The organism is Alishewanella sp. HL-SH06 (assembly GCF_052656265.1).
In genome coordinates this window covers 827,821-845,062 of record NZ_CP199752.1, presented here as the reverse complement: position 1 = coordinate 845,062, position 17,242 = coordinate 827,821, and the positions used below count along the sequence as shown (strand labels likewise).

Annotated in this window: 16 protein-coding genes, 1 pseudogene and 1 riboswitch; of the genes and pseudogenes, 6 read left to right on the top strand and 11 right to left on the bottom strand. The window is 45.8% G+C overall.

Annotation, left to right across the window (positions count from 1 at the left end):
* Positions 1-280 precede the first annotated feature (280 nt).
* A complete protein-coding gene (locus tag ACUJFK_RS03775) occupies positions 281-463 on the top strand; it encodes a helix-turn-helix domain-containing protein (RefSeq protein WP_226749348.1) in 183 nt (60 codons plus the stop codon).
* Here the strand turns inward: ACUJFK_RS03775 and ACUJFK_RS03770 are convergent.
* The 8 genes from ACUJFK_RS03770 to mgtE form a co-directional block, all read right to left on the bottom strand.
* Positions 449-1,354: a phosphotransferase gene (locus tag ACUJFK_RS03770; protein ID WP_445426137.1), complete on the bottom strand. Its 906-nt coding sequence runs from the start codon at positions 1,352-1,354 to the stop codon at positions 449-451. The two genes, ACUJFK_RS03775 and ACUJFK_RS03770, sit on opposite strands and share 15 nt — an antisense overlap.
* Complete coding sequence (gene pnuC / locus ACUJFK_RS03765) at positions 1,297-1,935, bottom strand: nicotinamide riboside transporter PnuC (RefSeq protein ID WP_306177214.1); 639 nt, start codon at positions 1,933-1,935, stop codon at positions 1,297-1,299. Before pnuC ends, ACUJFK_RS03770 begins: the two co-directional genes overlap by 58 nt.
* Positions 1,932-2,180, bottom strand: a complete 249-nt coding sequence (locus tag ACUJFK_RS03760) for a hypothetical protein (protein WP_226749345.1) — start codon at positions 2,178-2,180, stop codon at positions 1,932-1,934. Before ACUJFK_RS03760 ends, pnuC begins: the two co-directional genes overlap by 4 nt.
* A gap of 10 nt (positions 2,181-2,190) precedes the next feature.
* Complete coding sequence (locus ACUJFK_RS03755; protein ID WP_445426136.1) at positions 2,191-4,269, bottom strand: TonB-dependent receptor; 2,079 nt, start codon at positions 4,267-4,269, stop codon at positions 2,191-2,193.
* Between the two features lie 110 nt (positions 4,270-4,379).
* A riboswitch (TPP riboswitch) is annotated at positions 4,380-4,497 on the bottom strand.
* 189 nt (positions 4,498-4,686) lie between these two features.
* On the bottom strand, positions 4,687-7,068 hold the full coding sequence (locus ACUJFK_RS03750; RefSeq protein WP_445426135.1) for a putative bifunctional diguanylate cyclase/phosphodiesterase: 2,382 nt from the start codon (positions 7,066-7,068) through the stop codon (positions 4,687-4,689).
* Positions 7,069-8,238, bottom strand: a complete 1,170-nt coding sequence (locus ACUJFK_RS03745; RefSeq protein ID WP_445426134.1) for a hypothetical protein — start codon at positions 8,236-8,238, stop codon at positions 7,069-7,071.
* The gene (locus ACUJFK_RS03740; RefSeq protein WP_226749341.1) at positions 8,228-8,644 is read right to left on the bottom strand and encodes a hypothetical protein; all 417 of its coding nucleotides are present in this window, start codon (positions 8,642-8,644) and stop codon (positions 8,228-8,230) included. Before ACUJFK_RS03740 ends, ACUJFK_RS03745 begins: the two co-directional genes overlap by 11 nt.
* A gap of 137 nt (positions 8,645-8,781) precedes the next feature.
* On the bottom strand, positions 8,782-10,125 hold the full coding sequence (mgtE, locus tag ACUJFK_RS03735; protein WP_226749340.1) for a magnesium transporter: 1,344 nt from the start codon (positions 10,123-10,125) through the stop codon (positions 8,782-8,784).
* Between the two features lie 272 nt (positions 10,126-10,397).
* Between mgtE and ACUJFK_RS03730 the strand changes: the two genes are divergently transcribed.
* The 5 genes and pseudogenes from ACUJFK_RS03730 (at position 10,398) to ACUJFK_RS03710 (ending at position 15,632) form a co-directional block, all read left to right on the top strand.
* Positions 10,398-11,207, top strand: a complete 810-nt coding sequence (locus ACUJFK_RS03730; protein ID WP_226749339.1) for a DUF432 domain-containing protein — start codon at positions 10,398-10,400, stop codon at positions 11,205-11,207.
* Positions 11,208-11,217: 10 nt separating this feature from the next.
* Positions 11,218-12,093, top strand: coding sequence for a mechanosensitive ion channel family protein (locus ACUJFK_RS03725; RefSeq protein ID WP_445426133.1), 876 nt, complete (start codon positions 11,218-11,220; stop codon positions 12,091-12,093).
* A gap of 92 nt (positions 12,094-12,185) precedes the next feature.
* A complete protein-coding gene (locus tag ACUJFK_RS03720; RefSeq protein WP_445426132.1) occupies positions 12,186-13,817 on the top strand; it encodes a BamA/TamA family outer membrane protein in 1,632 nt (543 codons plus the stop codon).
* Between the two features lie 167 nt (positions 13,818-13,984).
* A pseudogene (locus ACUJFK_RS03715) lies at positions 13,985-14,316 on the top strand (alpha/beta hydrolase family protein); the annotation flags it as partial.
* Between the two features lie 17 nt (positions 14,317-14,333).
* Positions 14,334-15,632, top strand: a complete 1,299-nt coding sequence (locus tag ACUJFK_RS03710) for an APC family permease (RefSeq protein WP_445426131.1) — start codon at positions 14,334-14,336, stop codon at positions 15,630-15,632.
* A 74-nt stretch (positions 15,633-15,706) separates the two neighbouring features.
* Here the strand turns inward: ACUJFK_RS03710 and mutM are convergent, their stop codons facing one another.
* The 3 genes from mutM to rpmG all read right to left on the bottom strand — a co-directional run bounded on the left by mutM (position 15,707) and on the right by rpmG (position 17,231).
* Complete coding sequence (gene mutM, locus ACUJFK_RS03705; RefSeq protein ID WP_445426130.1) at positions 15,707-16,516, bottom strand: bifunctional DNA-formamidopyrimidine glycosylase/DNA-(apurinic or apyrimidinic site) lyase; 810 nt, start codon at positions 16,514-16,516, stop codon at positions 15,707-15,709.
* A 3-nt stretch (positions 16,517-16,519) separates the two neighbouring features.
* On the bottom strand, positions 16,520-16,981 hold the full coding sequence (locus ACUJFK_RS03700) for a hypothetical protein (RefSeq protein ID WP_445426129.1): 462 nt from the start codon (positions 16,979-16,981) through the stop codon (positions 16,520-16,522).
* A 94-nt stretch (positions 16,982-17,075) separates the two neighbouring features.
* Entirely contained in the window at positions 17,076-17,231 is a 156-nt protein-coding gene (rpmG, locus tag ACUJFK_RS03695; RefSeq protein WP_008219722.1) for a 50S ribosomal protein L33, read from the bottom strand.
* Between the last annotated feature and the right edge of the window lie 11 nt (positions 17,232-17,242).

Here is a 17,242-nt window from a genome sequence, read left to right as displayed (position 1 = left end):
CCTGCATCACATCAAAATGTCTATTAAAGTCGGTTGCAAATGCCGTCTAATCCTTATAAATACAGGGGTTATAGCGTTTTTGCTGCTAGGTAACATCAACTTAAACGGCCTTTTGAACAGGCCTATTTTAGACACAATAGCCCTACTTGGAATAACTTCTAACGGTTAACAATCGTTTGTGGCAAATTATTTCATAGCAATATTTACTATTTCTGACTATATTTTGATTAATTGCGGCAGCAAATACATGTAGCCGCTCCTGTTTGAATAAGAGATCAGCATGGCCATAATGACTGTTAACGAGGTTGCCCAATTTTTAGATATTACCCCTATTCGGGTAGAACGCTTAGCCAGAGAACATCTATTGGTACCCTGTGATAAGGCTAATGACGGCAAACCGTTGTTTGCCGAAGAGGATGTGCAACGCTATAAAGTGTTAGCAGAACGTTTAGGTGGGCTTTAATGCCAACAACTGCGCGAGCTTATTTTGCCAATGAAGTGCGGCGTCCTGATCGGGGCTAGCTTGATACCATAACCAACAAAAACCGCTGTATAACCGCTTAGCTAGGTGTAAACGTTCGGCTAAGCTGTGTCGACAATCGCGCGCCGTTTGGCTATGGCTAAAATGCCTCGCGCTAATATACTCATGCAGCAATTGCGTTTCTTCAGCCGGGTTTAACTGATAGTTCAAGCAAATCGCCGCTAAATCAAAGCTACTGTCGGTTAACTGCGCATATTCAAAATCTAATAACCAAATCTGCTGTTTGGCCCACAGCACGTTGCCCTGATGCAAGTCCATATGGCATAACACCCGATCAAACGGCAAGCTTTGCATCTGCTCAGCACTGTGAAGTAAGGCGGCAAATAACGTGGCTGCCGGCTCTAAACTGGCTAACTGGCTATTATCCATAAGCTGACGTAAGTACTGACCCACCTGCAAAACAGGGGTTTGTATGGTTAATGAGTGTAATTTAGCCACGACTACAGCTAACTGTGTTAAACGCTCGGTGTTTAGCGCTAAAGGTATGCCGTCGCTAATGTAATCGCTGATCAGTAATTGTTGATGATTGTTTAAAGCTAAAGGTGCAGGCGCAAGACCAATTGCGGCGGCGGCATGCTGACAACGTAATTCTTGCTGTCGGCAGACGCCTAGCGTATCTAGCGGGTAACGGCGTAAGACATATTCGCCGCGCTCAGTTTTGATGTAATAATTAAGATTACTTTCACCTGAAGCCAGTGGCCGCACGATTAAAGGCGGATGGCCACTGAAGAACTCAAGATGTTCGCAAAAACGGCTTATAGCCGCGCTGGATCCAACGTCGATGTTTGCTGCAGTTGATAATGACTGCGCCATGCAAAATACCCAACTAAGGCAATGATGGTATACAGCATAAACAAGGCTGTTAGAAAATAAAGGTGTTTTTGCGCATAAACATAAATTGATACCGCATCTATCACCACCCAATATAACCAATTAGACACTAATTTTTGTGCCACTAACCACGTTGCTACCAAGCTAAATGCGGTTGTTTGTGCATCTAACCAAGCAAAATCAGCGTGAGTGTAATGCTCCATAAAATAGCCTAAAACCAAGCCTGCGATTGCCGTACCGCTAACCAGAATAAGGTGCCATTGCCAGGGACGCTCGAACACCGGCGCCTGGCCTTTGCCATGTTGCTGTTGGTATTGCTGCCAGCGGCGCCAACCATATAACGCCATACCGGCGTAATACAATTGCAACAACGCATCCGACAACAAGGCAGAATCCCACATCACATGGCTAAATAACAAGGTGCTGAGTAAGGCGGCAGGCCAACACCACAGGCTTTGCTTTAACGCTAAAAACACATAAGCCAGTGCCAATAATGTCGCAATCAGTTCAATACTGTGCAGTAATTGCCAATCACTAATCACCTTACTCAGCAGTTCATTCATGGCCGTAAATCACCTGGAATAAATTTACAAACAAACACCAACTTACCATAAGTTTGCATCGACCATTTCATGCATTTCTGCAAGGCCTGCATCACCGTATCGTAATCGCCAAAAATTTGGGTACTCATGGTATTGGTGATGATGTGCAAATCGGCTTGATCTGCTAACAAATCGATAAAGGCTTGGATCGGCGCTTTATAATCGTTTGCTAACGGATATTTACTGATTTCAACTGATAGTTTCATTATGCTTTCCTTAAAAACTGTAACTGGCGGTCACACCAAAACGACGTGGCTCAGCAAATTGTTCATAAACCTTAGGAGCATATTCGTCACGGGGATCATTGCCAAAGTAAAAACCTCTGACACCGGTTTCCTCATCAAAGGCATTACGCAACCATGCCGCGATTTGCCACTGTGCTACCTGATAATTCAAGCGTAAATTAACTTGTTCGCTGGCGGCAGCTTTTGCATTATGACCGTCAGAATAATAGAAACTGCTGCGTCCTTGCACTCCGGCTTGCAGTGACCATTGCTCGTTTAAAAACCAATCCGCACCGATGCTGAAGTTCACTCGCGGGGCATGTGCTTGGTCACGGCCGGTTAAATCTAAGCCGCCATCGGTGACATACTGGCCCAGTTTAGAACGCAAATAACCGACATTAACGAACAATTGCAACGCCGCATGCGCTTGGTAACGGTTTTCCATTTCAATACCGTAGTTACGACCACTGGCGGCGTTATCGATAAAGCCCGCAAACTCAGGGCCTAAATCGGGGTTAATCCAACCTTTCACCTGCATATCGTTACGCCACATATAAAATGCCGCAACTCGAGTCAGTAAGCGCTGATCTAAACTGCTCCCTTTCACACCCAACTCCGCATTGACCACGGTTTCAGGTGCAAAACTGGCTTTAGTCGCTAACAGGGCGAAATCGCCGTCATCGGCTTTGGCTAAGGCTTCACCGTTGATACCACCTACTTTATAACCACGCGACACTAAACCATAAATCATCGCTTGCGAGTTGACTTGATAATTTAAACTGATCTTGGCTCCCCACATGGTGGCATCTGGCGTTAGGCTGATACCGGCAACATCTTGATAATCATCGCCATATTGCTCAACGCGCCCGCCCAAGACCATGCTAAGCTGCTCAGTTAGCGCCGAAGTGGTCTCTGCATAAACAGACAGATTATTTCGCTGTAATTGACTGTCAAATAAGCGCATTTCGCTTTCTGCGCGACGAATGCGATTTAATGTCAAATCACGACTGCTAGCATACACGCCTAATACCCAGTCAGTATTATTCCAAAGTTGTGCTGCGGGTTTAGAGACTAAACGATAATCTAAAGACGATTGCTCACGTGAACGTAAATAGCGATCTTGGTAAGAATATTCCCACGGATGAATACCTTGATAACTCCAGTCTTCATCAAAGCCGTAATCAGATTGCGCATTTAAATAGCTAATTTGCCCTTGCAGATCGACAGCCGCAAACTCTTGATAAGCAAAGGTGAGTGCTAAAGCCTTACTACGCAGATTATCTTCTCCCGGCTCATCTGATAAGGTGACACGATTTTGATCAAGTGAAAACGCATCGTAGCCATTTTGCTGGTCAATCAGATGGGCAATCAAGCCCAGTTGCAGGTGCTCAGAAGGTAACCAACTTAATTTAAAACGCCCCGTAAATTCATCAATGTTGTTGGTGTCGTCGCGCTGTAAAAAAGCATTCTCAATAAAACCATCAGACAGCGCTTGGTCCAGCGTTAGGCTAAAGGCAACTTGCTCACTTAAAGGTGCACTGTAATAACCCGATAACTGCTGGCTATTATAATTTGCGACAGTGGCGCTGAGTTGCCCTTCTGGGCTAAATACGGGGTTTTTACTGGTGAAATTCAACATACCCGCAAGCGCATTAGTGCCAAAGCGCGTAGCCTCAGGCCCACGAAATACTTCTAACTGTTCCGGATGGGCGACACTGCTGATGCCCAAACCCGCATAGTCAATGCCATCAATAAGGATACCGACCGAAGGGTTAACCACATCGATAAATTCACTGCGCTCGCCAATACCCCGAATTTGAATAAAACGTCCACGCGAAGCACCGGCGGCAAAGTTCACGTTAGCAAATTGTTTTAACACGTCATCAAGATGCTGTGCCGATTGGCGCTGCATCTCTTGCTCAGACAAAATGACAACACTACCCGCCAGTTGTTGGATGTTTTGCTGACGAAAGTCGCCTTGCACGGTCACGCGCTCAATTTGTTGCTCAGAAGCATGCAGGTTAAATGCAGACAATAAGGCGATAGATAAAACAGAATAGCGAAAAAACATAGGTGATCGGCTCCGGTAAACAACACGTTGAGGATCACACTGTTCAGATTTAACGGTATTACGGCTAACACAACTTGCTAAGCAAGTGGTAAATAGCGAAACACGTTCTGATGGGGAGTTAGCACCATCCCTCCGCCGGTATGATCCGGATCAGGTTCTAAGGGTTTGCCTTACGGCATCTCAGCGCATTCAAACCGAAGTTTGAAGGTTGCACCCCTTGGTTGCTTGCGTAGTCTATGTGGTTTTAAAGAAAAAAACAACGCGCCTAAGCGATATTTGTCAACGACGTGTTTAGGTTATGTGACAGGCTTACCAACACAGGGCATCATCACTTTCCAAGTTTTATGCTGCTTACGCTTACTGACAATCGCGGTTTAAAGCTGCTTTGACTATCTAACCGTGTTGGCAAACGGCTACTTAGCGCCACTGGCCATTATCATGCAAATTCGCCTGTAACTGTTCAATTAACCTATCTGACGGGATCGGTCTTGAAAATAAGTAGCCTTGGCCAATATCACACTGATGCTGTGTTAAGGTTTTGCATTGCGCCTGGGTTTCAACACCTTCGGCGACAACTTCCAAACCTAATTTGCGTACCATGGCGATAGTCGAAGTAATAATATCGAAATCGGCTTGATTATCTAACATACCAAACACAAAACTTTTATCAATTTTTATGGTATCAACGGGCATCTGCCTTAAGTAACTTAACGATGAATAACCGGTGCCAAAGTCGTCAATCGCTAAGCGGAAACCACGACTTTTTAAGCGCTGCATACTCTTGATCGTTTCATTGATGTTGTTGGCCAGCATACTTTCTGTCAGTTCTAATTCGAATAGCGCAGCTGATAGTTGATGTTGCTGCAATAACCCATCAAGAAACGCTGGCAATTTAGTATCGTTAAGTTGTGCCGCGGAGAGGTTAATAGCCAAAGTCGCGTCCTTAAAACCCGCCGCTTGCAGTTGCACCATAATACGGAAACTTTGCTCGATCACCCAATAACCTACGGGGATCATCAAATGCGCAAGCTCTAATACTGCGATAAATTCGTCAGGCGATACCATACCGCGCGCAGGGCTATGCCAACGCAATAATGCTTCTAAGCCTTGTAGTCTGCGATTAGCCAAGTTAATTTTGGGTTGCAAATGCAGCGTAAACTGTTGCTGAGCTAACGCCAGCTTTAAATCGCTTTCTAATGCTAAACGATTTTGGAAATCATCAAACATTTGCTGACTGTAAAAGTGCAAACTATTACCGCCCTTCCCTTTAGCCTGATACATGGCTAAATCAGCTTGCCGCACTAAATCATCAGGTTTCAGCTGAGCATTACGCGTACTGCTGATACCAATACTGATATTTAATTGATACTCTTCATCGCCCAGTAACATGGGCTGACGAAACGCTGCAATTAACCGATTGGCCAAAGCCGTTAAGGCATCGATATCAGCCACTTCTGTCACCACAATAAATTCATCACCACCAAAACGGCAGATAATATCGGTTTTATCTAGCGATGCCCGCAGCCGATTACTCGCTTCAATCAGTAACTGATCGCCTTGCTCGTGGCCACGAATATCATTAACTCGTTTAAATTGGTCCATGTCTAAAAACAGTAACCCTAATATGGCACTGCTCTCGGTTAGCGCGGCGATACTTTTCTTTAGTTGATATTGCAACATATTACGATTAGCTAAACCGGTTAGCCGATCGTACATTGCCATATTTTCTAGCTCTCGGGTCTGGGTATTGATGTTGTCTTGCAGTTGCTCTAATTTACGACTTAACGTTTGACCGGCATCATAGAGTTGATCGACCTCGTCAGTCATGGCACCAGCAGATTTAGGTAAAGCATCGCGAAAAGCCCGATATTTATTTTCCGCTAACATCGGTAGCGCATTACAGATCAGCAACAAGCGACTGGTTAAGCGCCGCGTCAACATGTTAGTGAGCCAAGCAAATAACACAAAGCAAAGCGTAGCCAAGGCAATCAATTGCCATTTAAAAGCATTATTTGCTGCTTGGTAAGAGCTAATATTCTCTAGCAATAAAATCGCAAAATGCTGCTGCTGTTGTTGAACCAAGGGGATGTGGTAAACAAAGTAGGGTATCTCAGCTAAGCTGAACTGGGCGCCATTACTGTTTTGCCAGCTGGCTAACGCCAGCTGTTCTAATGCAGGCAAATTACCTGTGGCAGATAAAATAGTCGTGGCTGCCGCATCTAAACGCACAATCGCTACTTCACTTTGCAAGGCTTGCCCCAAAGCAATAACCACATCTGCCAGCGTTTGACTTGAAACCAGTACGGCTATATTACCGTTTTGATCGGATACTGGTAGGCTCACCACATTACTGCAATGCGTCGCACAGTAAATCCGTGATTGCGGCCGCTGCTCCTGCTGCGTTTGCGTTACCATACTGGCTAATTCAGTCGGGAAGATACTGCTAGCAAAGGCCGCTTGCGGGCTATCCTCGGTAAACACCCAAAGCGCTTCTATATTCAAATAAAGACTAAGCACGTCATAGCGTTGCTGCAATGCTTGAGTAAACACGGAGAAACCTGATTGCTGTTGCAGGCCGGTCAGCTCGGCAAAGCTTTCAAACCAAGATTGTTGCTGATTTTGCAGCAGCAATTGATATTGGGTAAAGTGCTGCTCAACTTGCTGCCGCTTTAACGTTTGCTGCTCGGTGAAGCTGTCACCTAAACGCTGCAAGGATAAGCTAGTCACCAACACGATTAGCACCAGCATCAGTGCCAGTGTTAACAGTAAAATCTTCGTTGGTAGGCTAAAAAATCGCATTTAAAACCAGTACATCAGTTGTAACGCCCATACCTGCCAATAGCGATGTTGATTTCGCTCTAGATCAGGGACCAAACTGGGTGATAAACGACCGGTGCCGTCCACCCAGTGATGTTCAGCTTGCAACCGAAAGCGACTGCCTAGCTCATAGCTGGCACCCAACATTAGGCTATGTTGATAACCAAAATAGGATGGTATACCGAGTTGCCCTAACTGACTGCCTCGTTTATCGTTTTTGTTTAGCGCCAACATATCAACACTGATTAATGCCGTAAGTTTAGGATCAAAGCGATAGCGCCCTAGTAAATAGCCGCCAATACCGATTTGAGCGCGTTCAAAACCTGGCGCATAAAAACCGTCAATGGTCATGCGTTCTTGAAATAATTCCGATGAAAGATCCCATTTTTCGGCTTGATAACGCCAGTTTAAAATGACTCTTTGAACGATAACGTCACCGTCTGCAAAAAAATCAAAGTTGGCCTGCTTATAAGAGAACTGTGAATCAAGAAGTGAGATACCATAACTGGCTTGGCTACCAATGCCCTGCCAAAACATACTGGCTTGATGCACATATTTTTGTTCTGAACTGCCTTGTATATCTGGGCTTAACAAAGTTCGGGCTTGCTCAGTGGTAATCTTGGTAGAACCAATACTCCAATTATATTCCAACTCACCATGGCCTAATTGTTTATAGCCTTTAAGCGCCAAACCATCACTCGCCACAGCAATATCACGAAACGCATCGTAATAAACCGATTGAGGTAAAATAATACTGGGCCGTGTAAAGGGCACATCACGGGTACTGGAAAAAAGCCAATGCTGGTTCTTATAGCGGCCAAGAAACACATTAAGTTGATGATCAAAATTATCTATCGCACTAAAGTCTAAAAATAAATAATCTAAACGAGCGCCTTCTGGGTAGCGATTACCACCATTTAAGTACACTACTTGCCCCGATAATTTTAAGTGTGGATACAAATCTAACTTTGCATTGAGTCCTAGCTCGGTAAGCGCCAGCGACACATCACCCTCATTATTAATTGCATTACTCTTTGCGGCTTGGGCAATACCTTGCGCAACAAAACCATGAATCTCTAAAGGCTCTGCCTGTGCCACCGCGCCAGCGAAGCACAGCGGCATGAACCAGTAAAATCGGTTGTTATTTTTCATTAATCGTCACCACTCTCAGATTGGATGAAAGGGTATCTGTGGGAAGATAACCGATGGCACCTGGTGTTGTTTCTAGCAATAAGAGCAATTCTGCTGCGGAATCCACTTGCATTGGAAAACTGCCAATGCCGGAATAGCGTTGCCGAGACCAAATTGCATCTAATTGATAAGGAAACATTTTTAATTTATCGCGGCTAAACCGCTGATGATGTGGATGGTCAGATTGCAAGACAAAAACCTGAATAGCTTGTCCATCTGTCCAGCGAGTCTGACGCATGGTAAAGATGGCTCGTAATTGCGCAGTGCTCAGCGTTGTCTCGCTCACCGATGAATGCACAACAACTTCTACGGCTTGCACAGAGCAAGCAAGTAGCAGTAAGCAACATAGTGAACGTAAAAAAGTCATTAGATACCTGTAAACCAGCTGTCGGGAAACCGATACTTTGTTCCGTCGGTATATAACCGACATATATACAGATAAAATATTGAAATTAAAGCGTTTGCGCAATAGTACATTTGGGTTGTTACAGCGCAAAAAAATATTTATAAGCCCAGATACCAGGTGGCGATCGAGAAATAAACCACCACACCCGTAACATCCGCAATAGAAGTAATTAGCGGTCCACTGGCTGTCGCTGGATCTAAATTAAATCGGCTTAACAAAAACGGGAGTGACAAACCAATCAAGCTACCGGCCATCACCACCAGCATCATGGTACAAGACACGACTATCGCGATATCGGCCCCCCCACGCCAAAGCCCTAAACCCAGGACAGCGGCAGACATGGTTAGCCCCAGCAGCCCGGCAACCAAGCATTCTTTACCGAGTAAATAGCCCCAATCGCGCAATTTGATTTCACCTGTGGCTAGCGCTCGCACCATCAATGTGCCGGCTTGCGCGCCAGCGTTACCGCTACTGGCAATCAATAACGGTAAGAAAAACAACAAGGCGATATAGCGGGCGATCGTTTCTTCAAAATAAGCGATACCGGCACCAGAAAAAATATTACCAAACACCAATACCACCAGCCAGAAAACCCGTTTTCTGTAAAGTAAACCGATACCGGCATTTTTCACGTTTCCGTCTAATTTGCCGATGGTGGCTGTTTTGTGAAAGTCCTCCGTGGCCTCTTCTGCGGCGACGTCCATCGCATCATCGTAAGTCACAATACCGACCATCTGATGCTCGCTATTGACGATAGGCAGTGCTAATAAATCGTACTTAGCAATCAAACTGGCTATCTCTTCTTGCGGCAATTCAACACTGGCAAAAATCGGATCCGTATTCATCAAATCATCAACCCGCATACTCACGGGTGCCAAAATCAAATCGCGTAAACTTACCACGCCAATGAGTTTTCTGGCTTCATCAACCACATAAGAAGAGTAAATGGTTTCTTTATCGGGTGCTTCTAATCGCAGCACTTCAATGGCTTCACGTACCGTCAATTCAGGTGGTAACAAAGCATAATCTGAGGTCATAATGGCGCCAGCAGAACCCTCTTCATGCGCAGATAAACGTAACAAATCTTCACGTTCGGCTTGAGCTAAGGCCGGTAACAAGGTATCGCGTTGCTCGTCAGATAATTGATTAAATAAATCGGCACGTTCGTCCGAAGACATTTGCCTGATAATCGGCGAAAGTTTGCGCCGACTCACGCTGATAGCTAAACTAACCTGCACTTCAGCAGGCAAATAACCAAACACCTCAGCTTGTTCTGCACGGGGCAATACAGTTAATAAACTCCACAATTCCGTGGCAGAAAATTCAGTTAGGGCTGCAGCATAATCAGCTGGATGCACATCTTCGAGTTGTTCACGTAACAACGGCAGCGTATCGTGTTGCAACGCATTACGCAGAGTTTTGATAAGAACGGGTAAATCCATAACAGCCTCTTATCAGCAGCACGTTGTTTCAGAGACTGCTGGGCAGTATGCTGAATCATGCAGGGTAAATGGAGTGTCGATACTAAGCAATTTGAGCTAATTTAGCTAAGTGCCAATGAAATGGCCAAATGCCACACGAATGATTAAGACATTGCCAATAAAACAATTAATAATGCTATTTTATGAACTAAGTTAGCTTAACTCAACCTGAGCGTAGAAAGTTTTACAGTAGCAACGTTTTTTAAACCGAGCCACTGAAAAGGAAGATATTGATGAGTCACTCTGCAGCAAGCGCTACTGCGCCACAATGGTGGCAACCACAAACAATGGCGTTAGATGAATGCTGGCATTTTACGATCGGCCCGGTTACCTTATATTTCAAACGCTGTTTGCAAGAATGGGTATTTGGTTTTGAGCGCAGTACGCAGCCAGAACAAGCTTATCGCGTACTTAGCCAATCTGCGGCCTGCTTACCGGAAGCCCTCAACATGCAGCGTTTTATGTTTCGCCATAGTCCCGGTCAATTTAAATTAACGCCGCATTTGCTCGAGCGCGCCGTAGTGATCAAAACGCATCAGCCGGTAAGCATTCCCGCAGGCGAACAAAGCGTATTCTATATTAGCTCACCGGTCAGTATCGAAATTAGCCTGCAAGAGCCTAGCGTAGTGCTCATGGAATTACCGTTACAACGTTTATCCGATACGTGGTTTGGTGACTCTACCCAGCAAGGCGAGTTATGTTTTGCTGACAAAACACATGCCAGGCATAGCCTCGATGATATACCCACACGGCCGCACCGTGCCGTGACCGCAGTGACAATCGAAAACCGCTCTGATCGTATGCTGACCATTGACAAGTTAAGTATTCCACTGCCATTTCTCGCCTTGTATGGTCATCGTGATGGCAGCTTGTGGACCGATCCGCTGTTGTTACAACACGAGAGTGTCGGGCAACTTACTCGCTTTAAAATTGGCAAAACCTTGCCGCTGGGTTTAACCAGTGCAGACTTGCTCGCCCCACCACGCCAGCATCATGATAAAAATAGCCTAGTGCGCGCCTTTACCGGCATTTTCAGTCAATAAGGAGTCACGCATGTTGGAAACGTTAATACAGTTTTTTCAATCTGAAACCGTGGTGAATGGCCTACAGGCTTTACTGCTTATCGTAGTAGGTTTGTTGTTAGCTCGCTACGCCTCGCAAGCGGCAGAAAAGCTCATTAGCCATAATTTCTCTCGACATCATGCCGCGCTGTTTCGTCGCGTACTTTATTGGTTAGTGCTCGCCTTGTTTGCCGCCTCAGCACTGCATCAACTAGGGTTTTCATTAGGAGTACTGCTGGGCGCAGCTGGCGTATTATCGGTTGCTATTGGCTTTGCCTCACAAACTTCCGCTTCTAATTTAATTAGCGGCTTGTTTTTAATCGGCGAACAACCCTTTCAAATTGGCGACACCATTAAAGTGGGAGCCACTGTGGGTGAAGTGCTGTCTATTGATTTACTCTCGGTTAAATTACGCACCTTCGATAACCTATTTGTACGGATCCCCAATGAAAGCCTGATTAAATCTGAAGTGATTAATATGACACGCTTTCCTATTCGGCGCTTCGATTTACTACTGGGTGTGGCTTATAAAGAAAACATGGCGCAAGTTCGAAAAATACTGTTTGAGGTCGCCGACAAAAACCCGCTAAGTTTAGATGAACCTGCACCCACGTTTTTGTTTGTGGGCTTTGGTGATTCGGCACTGAATATCCAGTTTTCGGTTTGGAGTACGACACCTAATTTTCGAGAGCTACGTAATAGCCTGCAAGAAGAAATTAAGCTGGCTTTCGATGCCAATGGTATTGAAATTCCGTTTCCACATCGAACGCTTTATACGGGAAGTGAAACCGCGCCTTTTCCGGTGCGGATCGTTCCCGAGCAAACAACAACTCCGGCCAATAATCCTGAGGATCACCGTAAAAACTAACGAACTTCAGCAATGCGTGTTGGCATTTCTGGCAAAAACACGCATAGTTAAGTAGAGTTTTTTCATTCCATTAGGCTACAAGGAGTCAACGCATGTGGCGTAGTTTATGCCTGTTGTCATTGCCGTTTTACAGCTTTACCTTGCTAGCCAATTGCAGCGATGAGTTTGATCTAGAACGCCTTGCTGAACAAAAGCCGCAGATTAGCGCTATTCATTTCGAACAAAATAACGTGTTTGATTTGACCGAGCCTGGGGTGTTTTGGTTACATCGCTTTGCCAATGCCAGCCATCGTATCAGCCTTGAAGGTACTATTCGTGATGATTTGCTGTTTAATGATCACGCACCGTTAAACTTGGCCGATCTGGCTGAAACCGAGCGGCTCTTAAGAAGCCGACGCTATATCCGCGATGCTCGCGTATCCGTTAGTCGCTATTGCCCCACTGAAAATACTGTTGAGGTACTGGTCCGAACTTGGGACACCTGGTCCTTGTTACCTAAAATTGATATTTCTAGTGAAGGCGGCGAAACTAATTACTCACTGGGCATTGCCGAAGATAATTTATTAGGTTTCGGCAACCAACTTCACTTAGATTACAATAAAGACAGCGAACGTAGTGGCTACTTAGTTAGCTTTGGCAGCCCCAACATTTTTGGTACGCACTGGAACACCTTTTTAAGTTACGCCAATAACTCTGATGGCGAAAATTATCGTTTTAATGTGCAGCGGCCTTTTTATCGCTTAGATTCACAGTGGTCTCTTAACTTCGATCTGCTTAAAAATAAAGAACTCGTTACCGATTATCAATTAGATGAGCGGGTTAATGAGTACAATCGCACTCGGCAACAATTCGAAAGCTCTGTTGGCTTTAAACTGGTTGAACGCGGTCGCAGCATTCAGCGCTTTATTGTTGGCATGACCCTAGAAGACGTCGCCTTTAATGATACCGAGGGGACGGTATTAACGTTACCTGACGAGCGTAATCTTTCAGCGTTATGGCTGGAGTATCAAATTTTAGAAGATGATTTCTATAAGCTTTACAATATCAATCAATTTAACCGCGTTGAAGATATTAATGCCGGCTGGCAATTACAACTGCGCCTTGGCTACTTACAATCATGGTTAGGCGCCGACAATTCTGGCTTGCAGCTCACTGCGCATGCAGAAAAAGCGTGGCAACTGCAAGAACATACTTGGTTATTTGGTCAGTTAAATTATCGCCGCTTAAATTGGCAAGATCAAACACAGCAACTGCTGCATTTCTCTTGGCAATTAAACCATCAACTGAATGAATACAATAGCGTCGTCGCCAGTATCTCTGCAGAACGTGGCAGCAATTTATTTGCCGATGAACGCCTATATCTGGGCGGTGATACCGGATTGCGCGCTTTCCCTCTGTATTATCAAAGCGGCGATAAACGGGTGATTGCCACAGCAGAATACCGGCGTTACACCGATTGGAATCTATGGCGGATCTTTGATGTCGGTTTTGCTGCCTTTACCGATATAGGCCGCAGCTGGGGCGATTCCGAACAATTTAAAGACTTAATGGCCCAACCCGATATCGATGACAAAGTTCTGTTCGGCATCGGTGTCGGTGTTCGCTTACTCTCTAGCCATTCTAGCCGTGGCACTATGGTGCATTTAGATCTGACCCGCCCATTTAGTGATAACCCAGATATTAACAACTGGCAGTGGCGTGCTACTGCAAAACGGCGTTTTTAAGATCGCATATACCTTTATGCAAACTTATTTAGTCACTTTGCACTTTATGGTCATCATTGCCATCGGTTTGTCGCCATGCAACGTGCTTTTGACTGTTTAGCTGTGTAACTTGTCGCCGAATGTTTTTTAGACTAGTTTTGAGTGCCCCCGCTAGTGGTAAATGAAGGGTAAATAACTCGATAAAAACCTTAACAAGCATCCCGCCTTGGTGGGAGTTGTTTCGGGAGTCCCTGTATGCTGAGCTGGGCGAGCCGGCTGTTGATGGTGAACGACTGCGGCGCATCTCACCGGTTTTTCATGGTAATAAAGTCAAAAAACCGGTATTAGTAGAGCAAGGCACAAATGATCCGCAGGTATTGCAAGTGGAAAGCGATGAAATGATCGCCGCAATTCGCGAAATGGGGTGCCAGTAGAGTATGTGCTGTTTCCTGATGAAGGGCATGGTTTGTTGAAAATAGCTAACCGGATCACCGCACAAAACGCGTATTTGAATTTTTAAGGCAGTATTGATAACTCGTGAATGTCACTTCGAACAAGGCAAGTTTACCACGCAACCTAGGGCTTTTCGGTCTTTGGTTGCTGGTGATTAATGGTTTTATTGGCGCCGGTATTTTTGGCTTACCGGGTGGCGCGGCTAAGTTAGCGGGCGAATATAGCCCCTATATTTATTTGCTCTGTGCCTTACTCATCTTACCCATCTTATTATCCATGGCAGAACTGTCGAGTTATTTTCGCGGCAGCGGCGGCCCCGTGCGCTATGGTACGGCCGCCTTTGGCCCTTTTATCGGTTTTCAGGCCGGTTGGTTATATTACATTGCGCGTTTAGTTTCTTTCGCCGCCAATACCGTGCTACTGGTCGATAGCATCAGTTATTTTTGGCCAGCGGCCAGCAATACCCTGCAACGTACCTTGCTTCTTACTGCCATTGTTGGCAGCTTAACACTGATTAATGTGCTCGGCTCGGTGCGCGCCATGCGCTCCTTGGCACTTCTTACCGTGCTGAAATTTGCCGTGTTATTACTGCTGGTGGTTACCGGCATAAGCTACTTTGGTGCACAACTGCTACCCGAAGCGAATGCCACGATTTTGTTTAATAATCACTACGATATTGGCGCTGCCGTGTTGTTATTAATTTATGCTTTTGTGGGATTTGAATCGGTGGTGGTACCCGCTGGAGAGGCCAAAAACCCCGCCAAAGATATGCCCCGTGCTTTATTACTGGGCTTAGGTCTCGTGACGCTGTTATATATTGCGATTCAATTAGTAAGTGTAGCCGCCGTTCCAAACATTGCTGATTCTAGCAACCCGTTACTGGATGTCGCCGCGACGTTATTCGGGCCCGTCGGTGCCATGATCTTAATGTTAGGTGTGGTCGCCTCCGTCGCCGCGAACTTATTGGGTTCTATTTTTTCTACACCGCGCGCCAGCTTCGCCTTAGCCGAAGACGGCAGCTTGCCAAACTGGTTTGCAAAAGTACAGCCGCGCTTTTTAACCCCAGCGAATTCGATTGTCTTTTTTGGGATCTTAGCGCTGATATTAACGCTTTATGGGTCATTTTTATGGCTGGCCGCTGCAACAGTAGTTTCACGCTTGTTGCTTTATGGCCTCACCTGCGCCGCCGTGCCAGTATTACGGCCCAAACTGGCCGCCAGCGACAGCTTTATTTTACCCTTTGGTTACGCCATACCACTACTGGGTATCGCGGCCTGCGTTTGGCTGGCGTTTCAGGTTAGCCTGTCATCGGTATTAGCCACCAGTGCTTTTGTGTTATTAGGCACGGCCTTGTACTTTTTGGCGCGTTGGCAGGCAAAATAATGGCTAATGGCTAATGGCTTTAGTGTAAGGCATTAGAGAAAACTTCAGACGATCCGGTATTCAGATAGGGCCGTTTAACGTTGACAGTGCTGACAAAACACCGTGCTACGCTGACCTAAACGGATTTCTTGTAGCGGCTCACCACAGCTAAGGCAGGGCTTGCCACCACGCCCGTACACTAACAACGCCTGTTTAAAATACCCTGGCTTGCCGTCTACTTGGCTAAAATCACGCAAGGTGGTACCGCCTTGCACTATGGCGGCCGCCAGCGTTTCTTTCACTACGGTTGTTAATAACTGTAATTTCTCTGCACTGACTTGATTGGCTGGGGCTTGCGGTGCAATGCCTGCTTTAAACAGCGCTTCGTTGGCATAGATATTCCCTACGCCTACCACCACCTTATTATCCATCAGCACCAATTTAATGGCGGCAGAACGTTTAGCACAGTGGCTGATCAGAGTTTGCGCGGTAAAGTCTGCCGTCAACGGCTCAGGCCCTAACGCCCCGAGTAATGGATGGATACTGCCATGAGCTTGCCACAGTACCGCACCAAAACGACGCGTGTCGTTTAAGCGCAAACATTGGCCACTGCCCAGCACAAAATCGATGTGATCATGTTTCGCTGGCGCGACGCTGTTCGATACCACTTTTAAATGGCCAGACATACCTAAATGCAAGATCACACTACCGCTTGGCAGTTCCAGCAATAAATATTTAGCACGCCGACGAACAGATAAGATTGGCTGCTGCTGGATCTCAAGCACTTCATCCGGGATCCACCAACGTAATTGCCGTTGTCGAGCAACGACCTTGGTAATCACTTGCTGCTGTAAATGCGGGCTAATACCCAGCCGGGATACTTCTACTTCTGGTAATTCAGGCACAGCCTACTCCAAGGTAAATAACAAACGCGCTTGGGCGGGCGCTAACAAATACAACTGGGTACGCCCCACTTGCTGTACTAAGTAACCGCTAGGTTGCAGATACAACAACCAGATCTGAGGTTCAAACTTCCCCACTAATTGCACACTGGCTTGAGCAATAGGTACCCAATTAGCACCTGCCGTTTCATTACTTGCTTCGAGTTGCGTAGTTTGCCAAGCTGCGGCCATCTCAGTAGCAGACACCGTGCTCGGTTGATGAGGTTGCCATTGCCATTGCCCTGCCGCTTGTACTAAACGTTTTGAGCCAATAGAGACACTTAGCAGCTGGCTAGAGTCAGGGAGCAAACTTAAACGTTCAGCGCGGCCAAAATAGGTATTACCTGACCAGTCATACAAGCTAAACATCAGCAGCAGCACAACAAAAATCAGTACATTGTTCCAATTACGACGAGACAATTTCAGCATGATGATGTGTTTTAAAGAAAAGACAGCAGAATAGTAACGCAGGGGCAGTATAAAAAGCAAAAACCCGGCGAAAGCCGGGTTCTTGTAAATTCGATTATTTGATTTTCGCTTCTTTGAAAATCACGTGCTTGCGCACTTTAGGATCGAACTTTTTGATTTCCATTTTTTCTGGCATGGTACGCTTGTTCTTCGTAGTAGTGTAGAAGAAACCAGTACCTGCAGAAGAAACTAAACGGATTTTATCGCGCATTTGTTAATTCC

Bases quoted from the DNA above. Each gene is read 5' to 3' on its own strand.
- ACUJFK_RS03775 (WP_226749348.1), top strand. From the start codon at position 281: ATGGCCATAATGACTGTTAACGAGGTTGCCCAATTTTTAGATATTACC.
- ACUJFK_RS03770 (WP_445426137.1), bottom strand. From the start codon at position 1,354: ATGGCGCAGTCATTATCAACTGCAGCAAACATCGACGTTGGATCCAGC.
- pnuC (WP_306177214.1), bottom strand. From the start codon at position 1,935: ATGAATGAACTGCTGAGTAAGGTGATTAGTGATTGGCAATTACTGCAC.
- ACUJFK_RS03760 (WP_226749345.1), bottom strand. From the start codon at position 2,180: ATGAAACTATCAGTTGAAATCAGTAAATATCCGTTAGCAAACGATTAT.
- ACUJFK_RS03755 (WP_445426136.1), bottom strand. From the start codon at position 4,269: ATGTTTTTTCGCTATTCTGTTTTATCTATCGCCTTATTGTCTGCATTT.
- ACUJFK_RS03750 (WP_445426135.1), bottom strand. From the start codon at position 7,068: ATGCGATTTTTTAGCCTACCAACGAAGATTTTACTGTTAACACTGGCA.
- ACUJFK_RS03745 (WP_445426134.1), bottom strand. From the start codon at position 8,238: ATGAAAAATAACAACCGATTTTACTGGTTCATGCCGCTGTGCTTCGCT.
- ACUJFK_RS03740 (WP_226749341.1), bottom strand. From the start codon at position 8,644: ATGACTTTTTTACGTTCACTATGTTGCTTACTGCTACTTGCTTGCTCT.
- mgtE (WP_226749340.1), bottom strand. From the start codon at position 10,125: ATGGATTTACCCGTTCTTATCAAAACTCTGCGTAATGCGTTGCAACAC.
- ACUJFK_RS03730 (WP_226749339.1), top strand. From the start codon at position 10,398: ATGAGTCACTCTGCAGCAAGCGCTACTGCGCCACAATGGTGGCAACCA.
- ACUJFK_RS03725 (WP_445426133.1), top strand. From the start codon at position 11,218: ATGTTGGAAACGTTAATACAGTTTTTTCAATCTGAAACCGTGGTGAAT.
- ACUJFK_RS03720 (WP_445426132.1), top strand. From the start codon at position 12,186: ATGTGGCGTAGTTTATGCCTGTTGTCATTGCCGTTTTACAGCTTTACC.
- ACUJFK_RS03700 (WP_445426129.1), bottom strand. From the start codon at position 16,981: ATGCTGAAATTGTCTCGTCGTAATTGGAACAATGTACTGATTTTTGTT.
- rpmG (WP_008219722.1), bottom strand. From the start codon at position 17,231: ATGCGCGATAAAATCCGTTTAGTTTCTTCTGCAGGTACTGGTTTCTTC.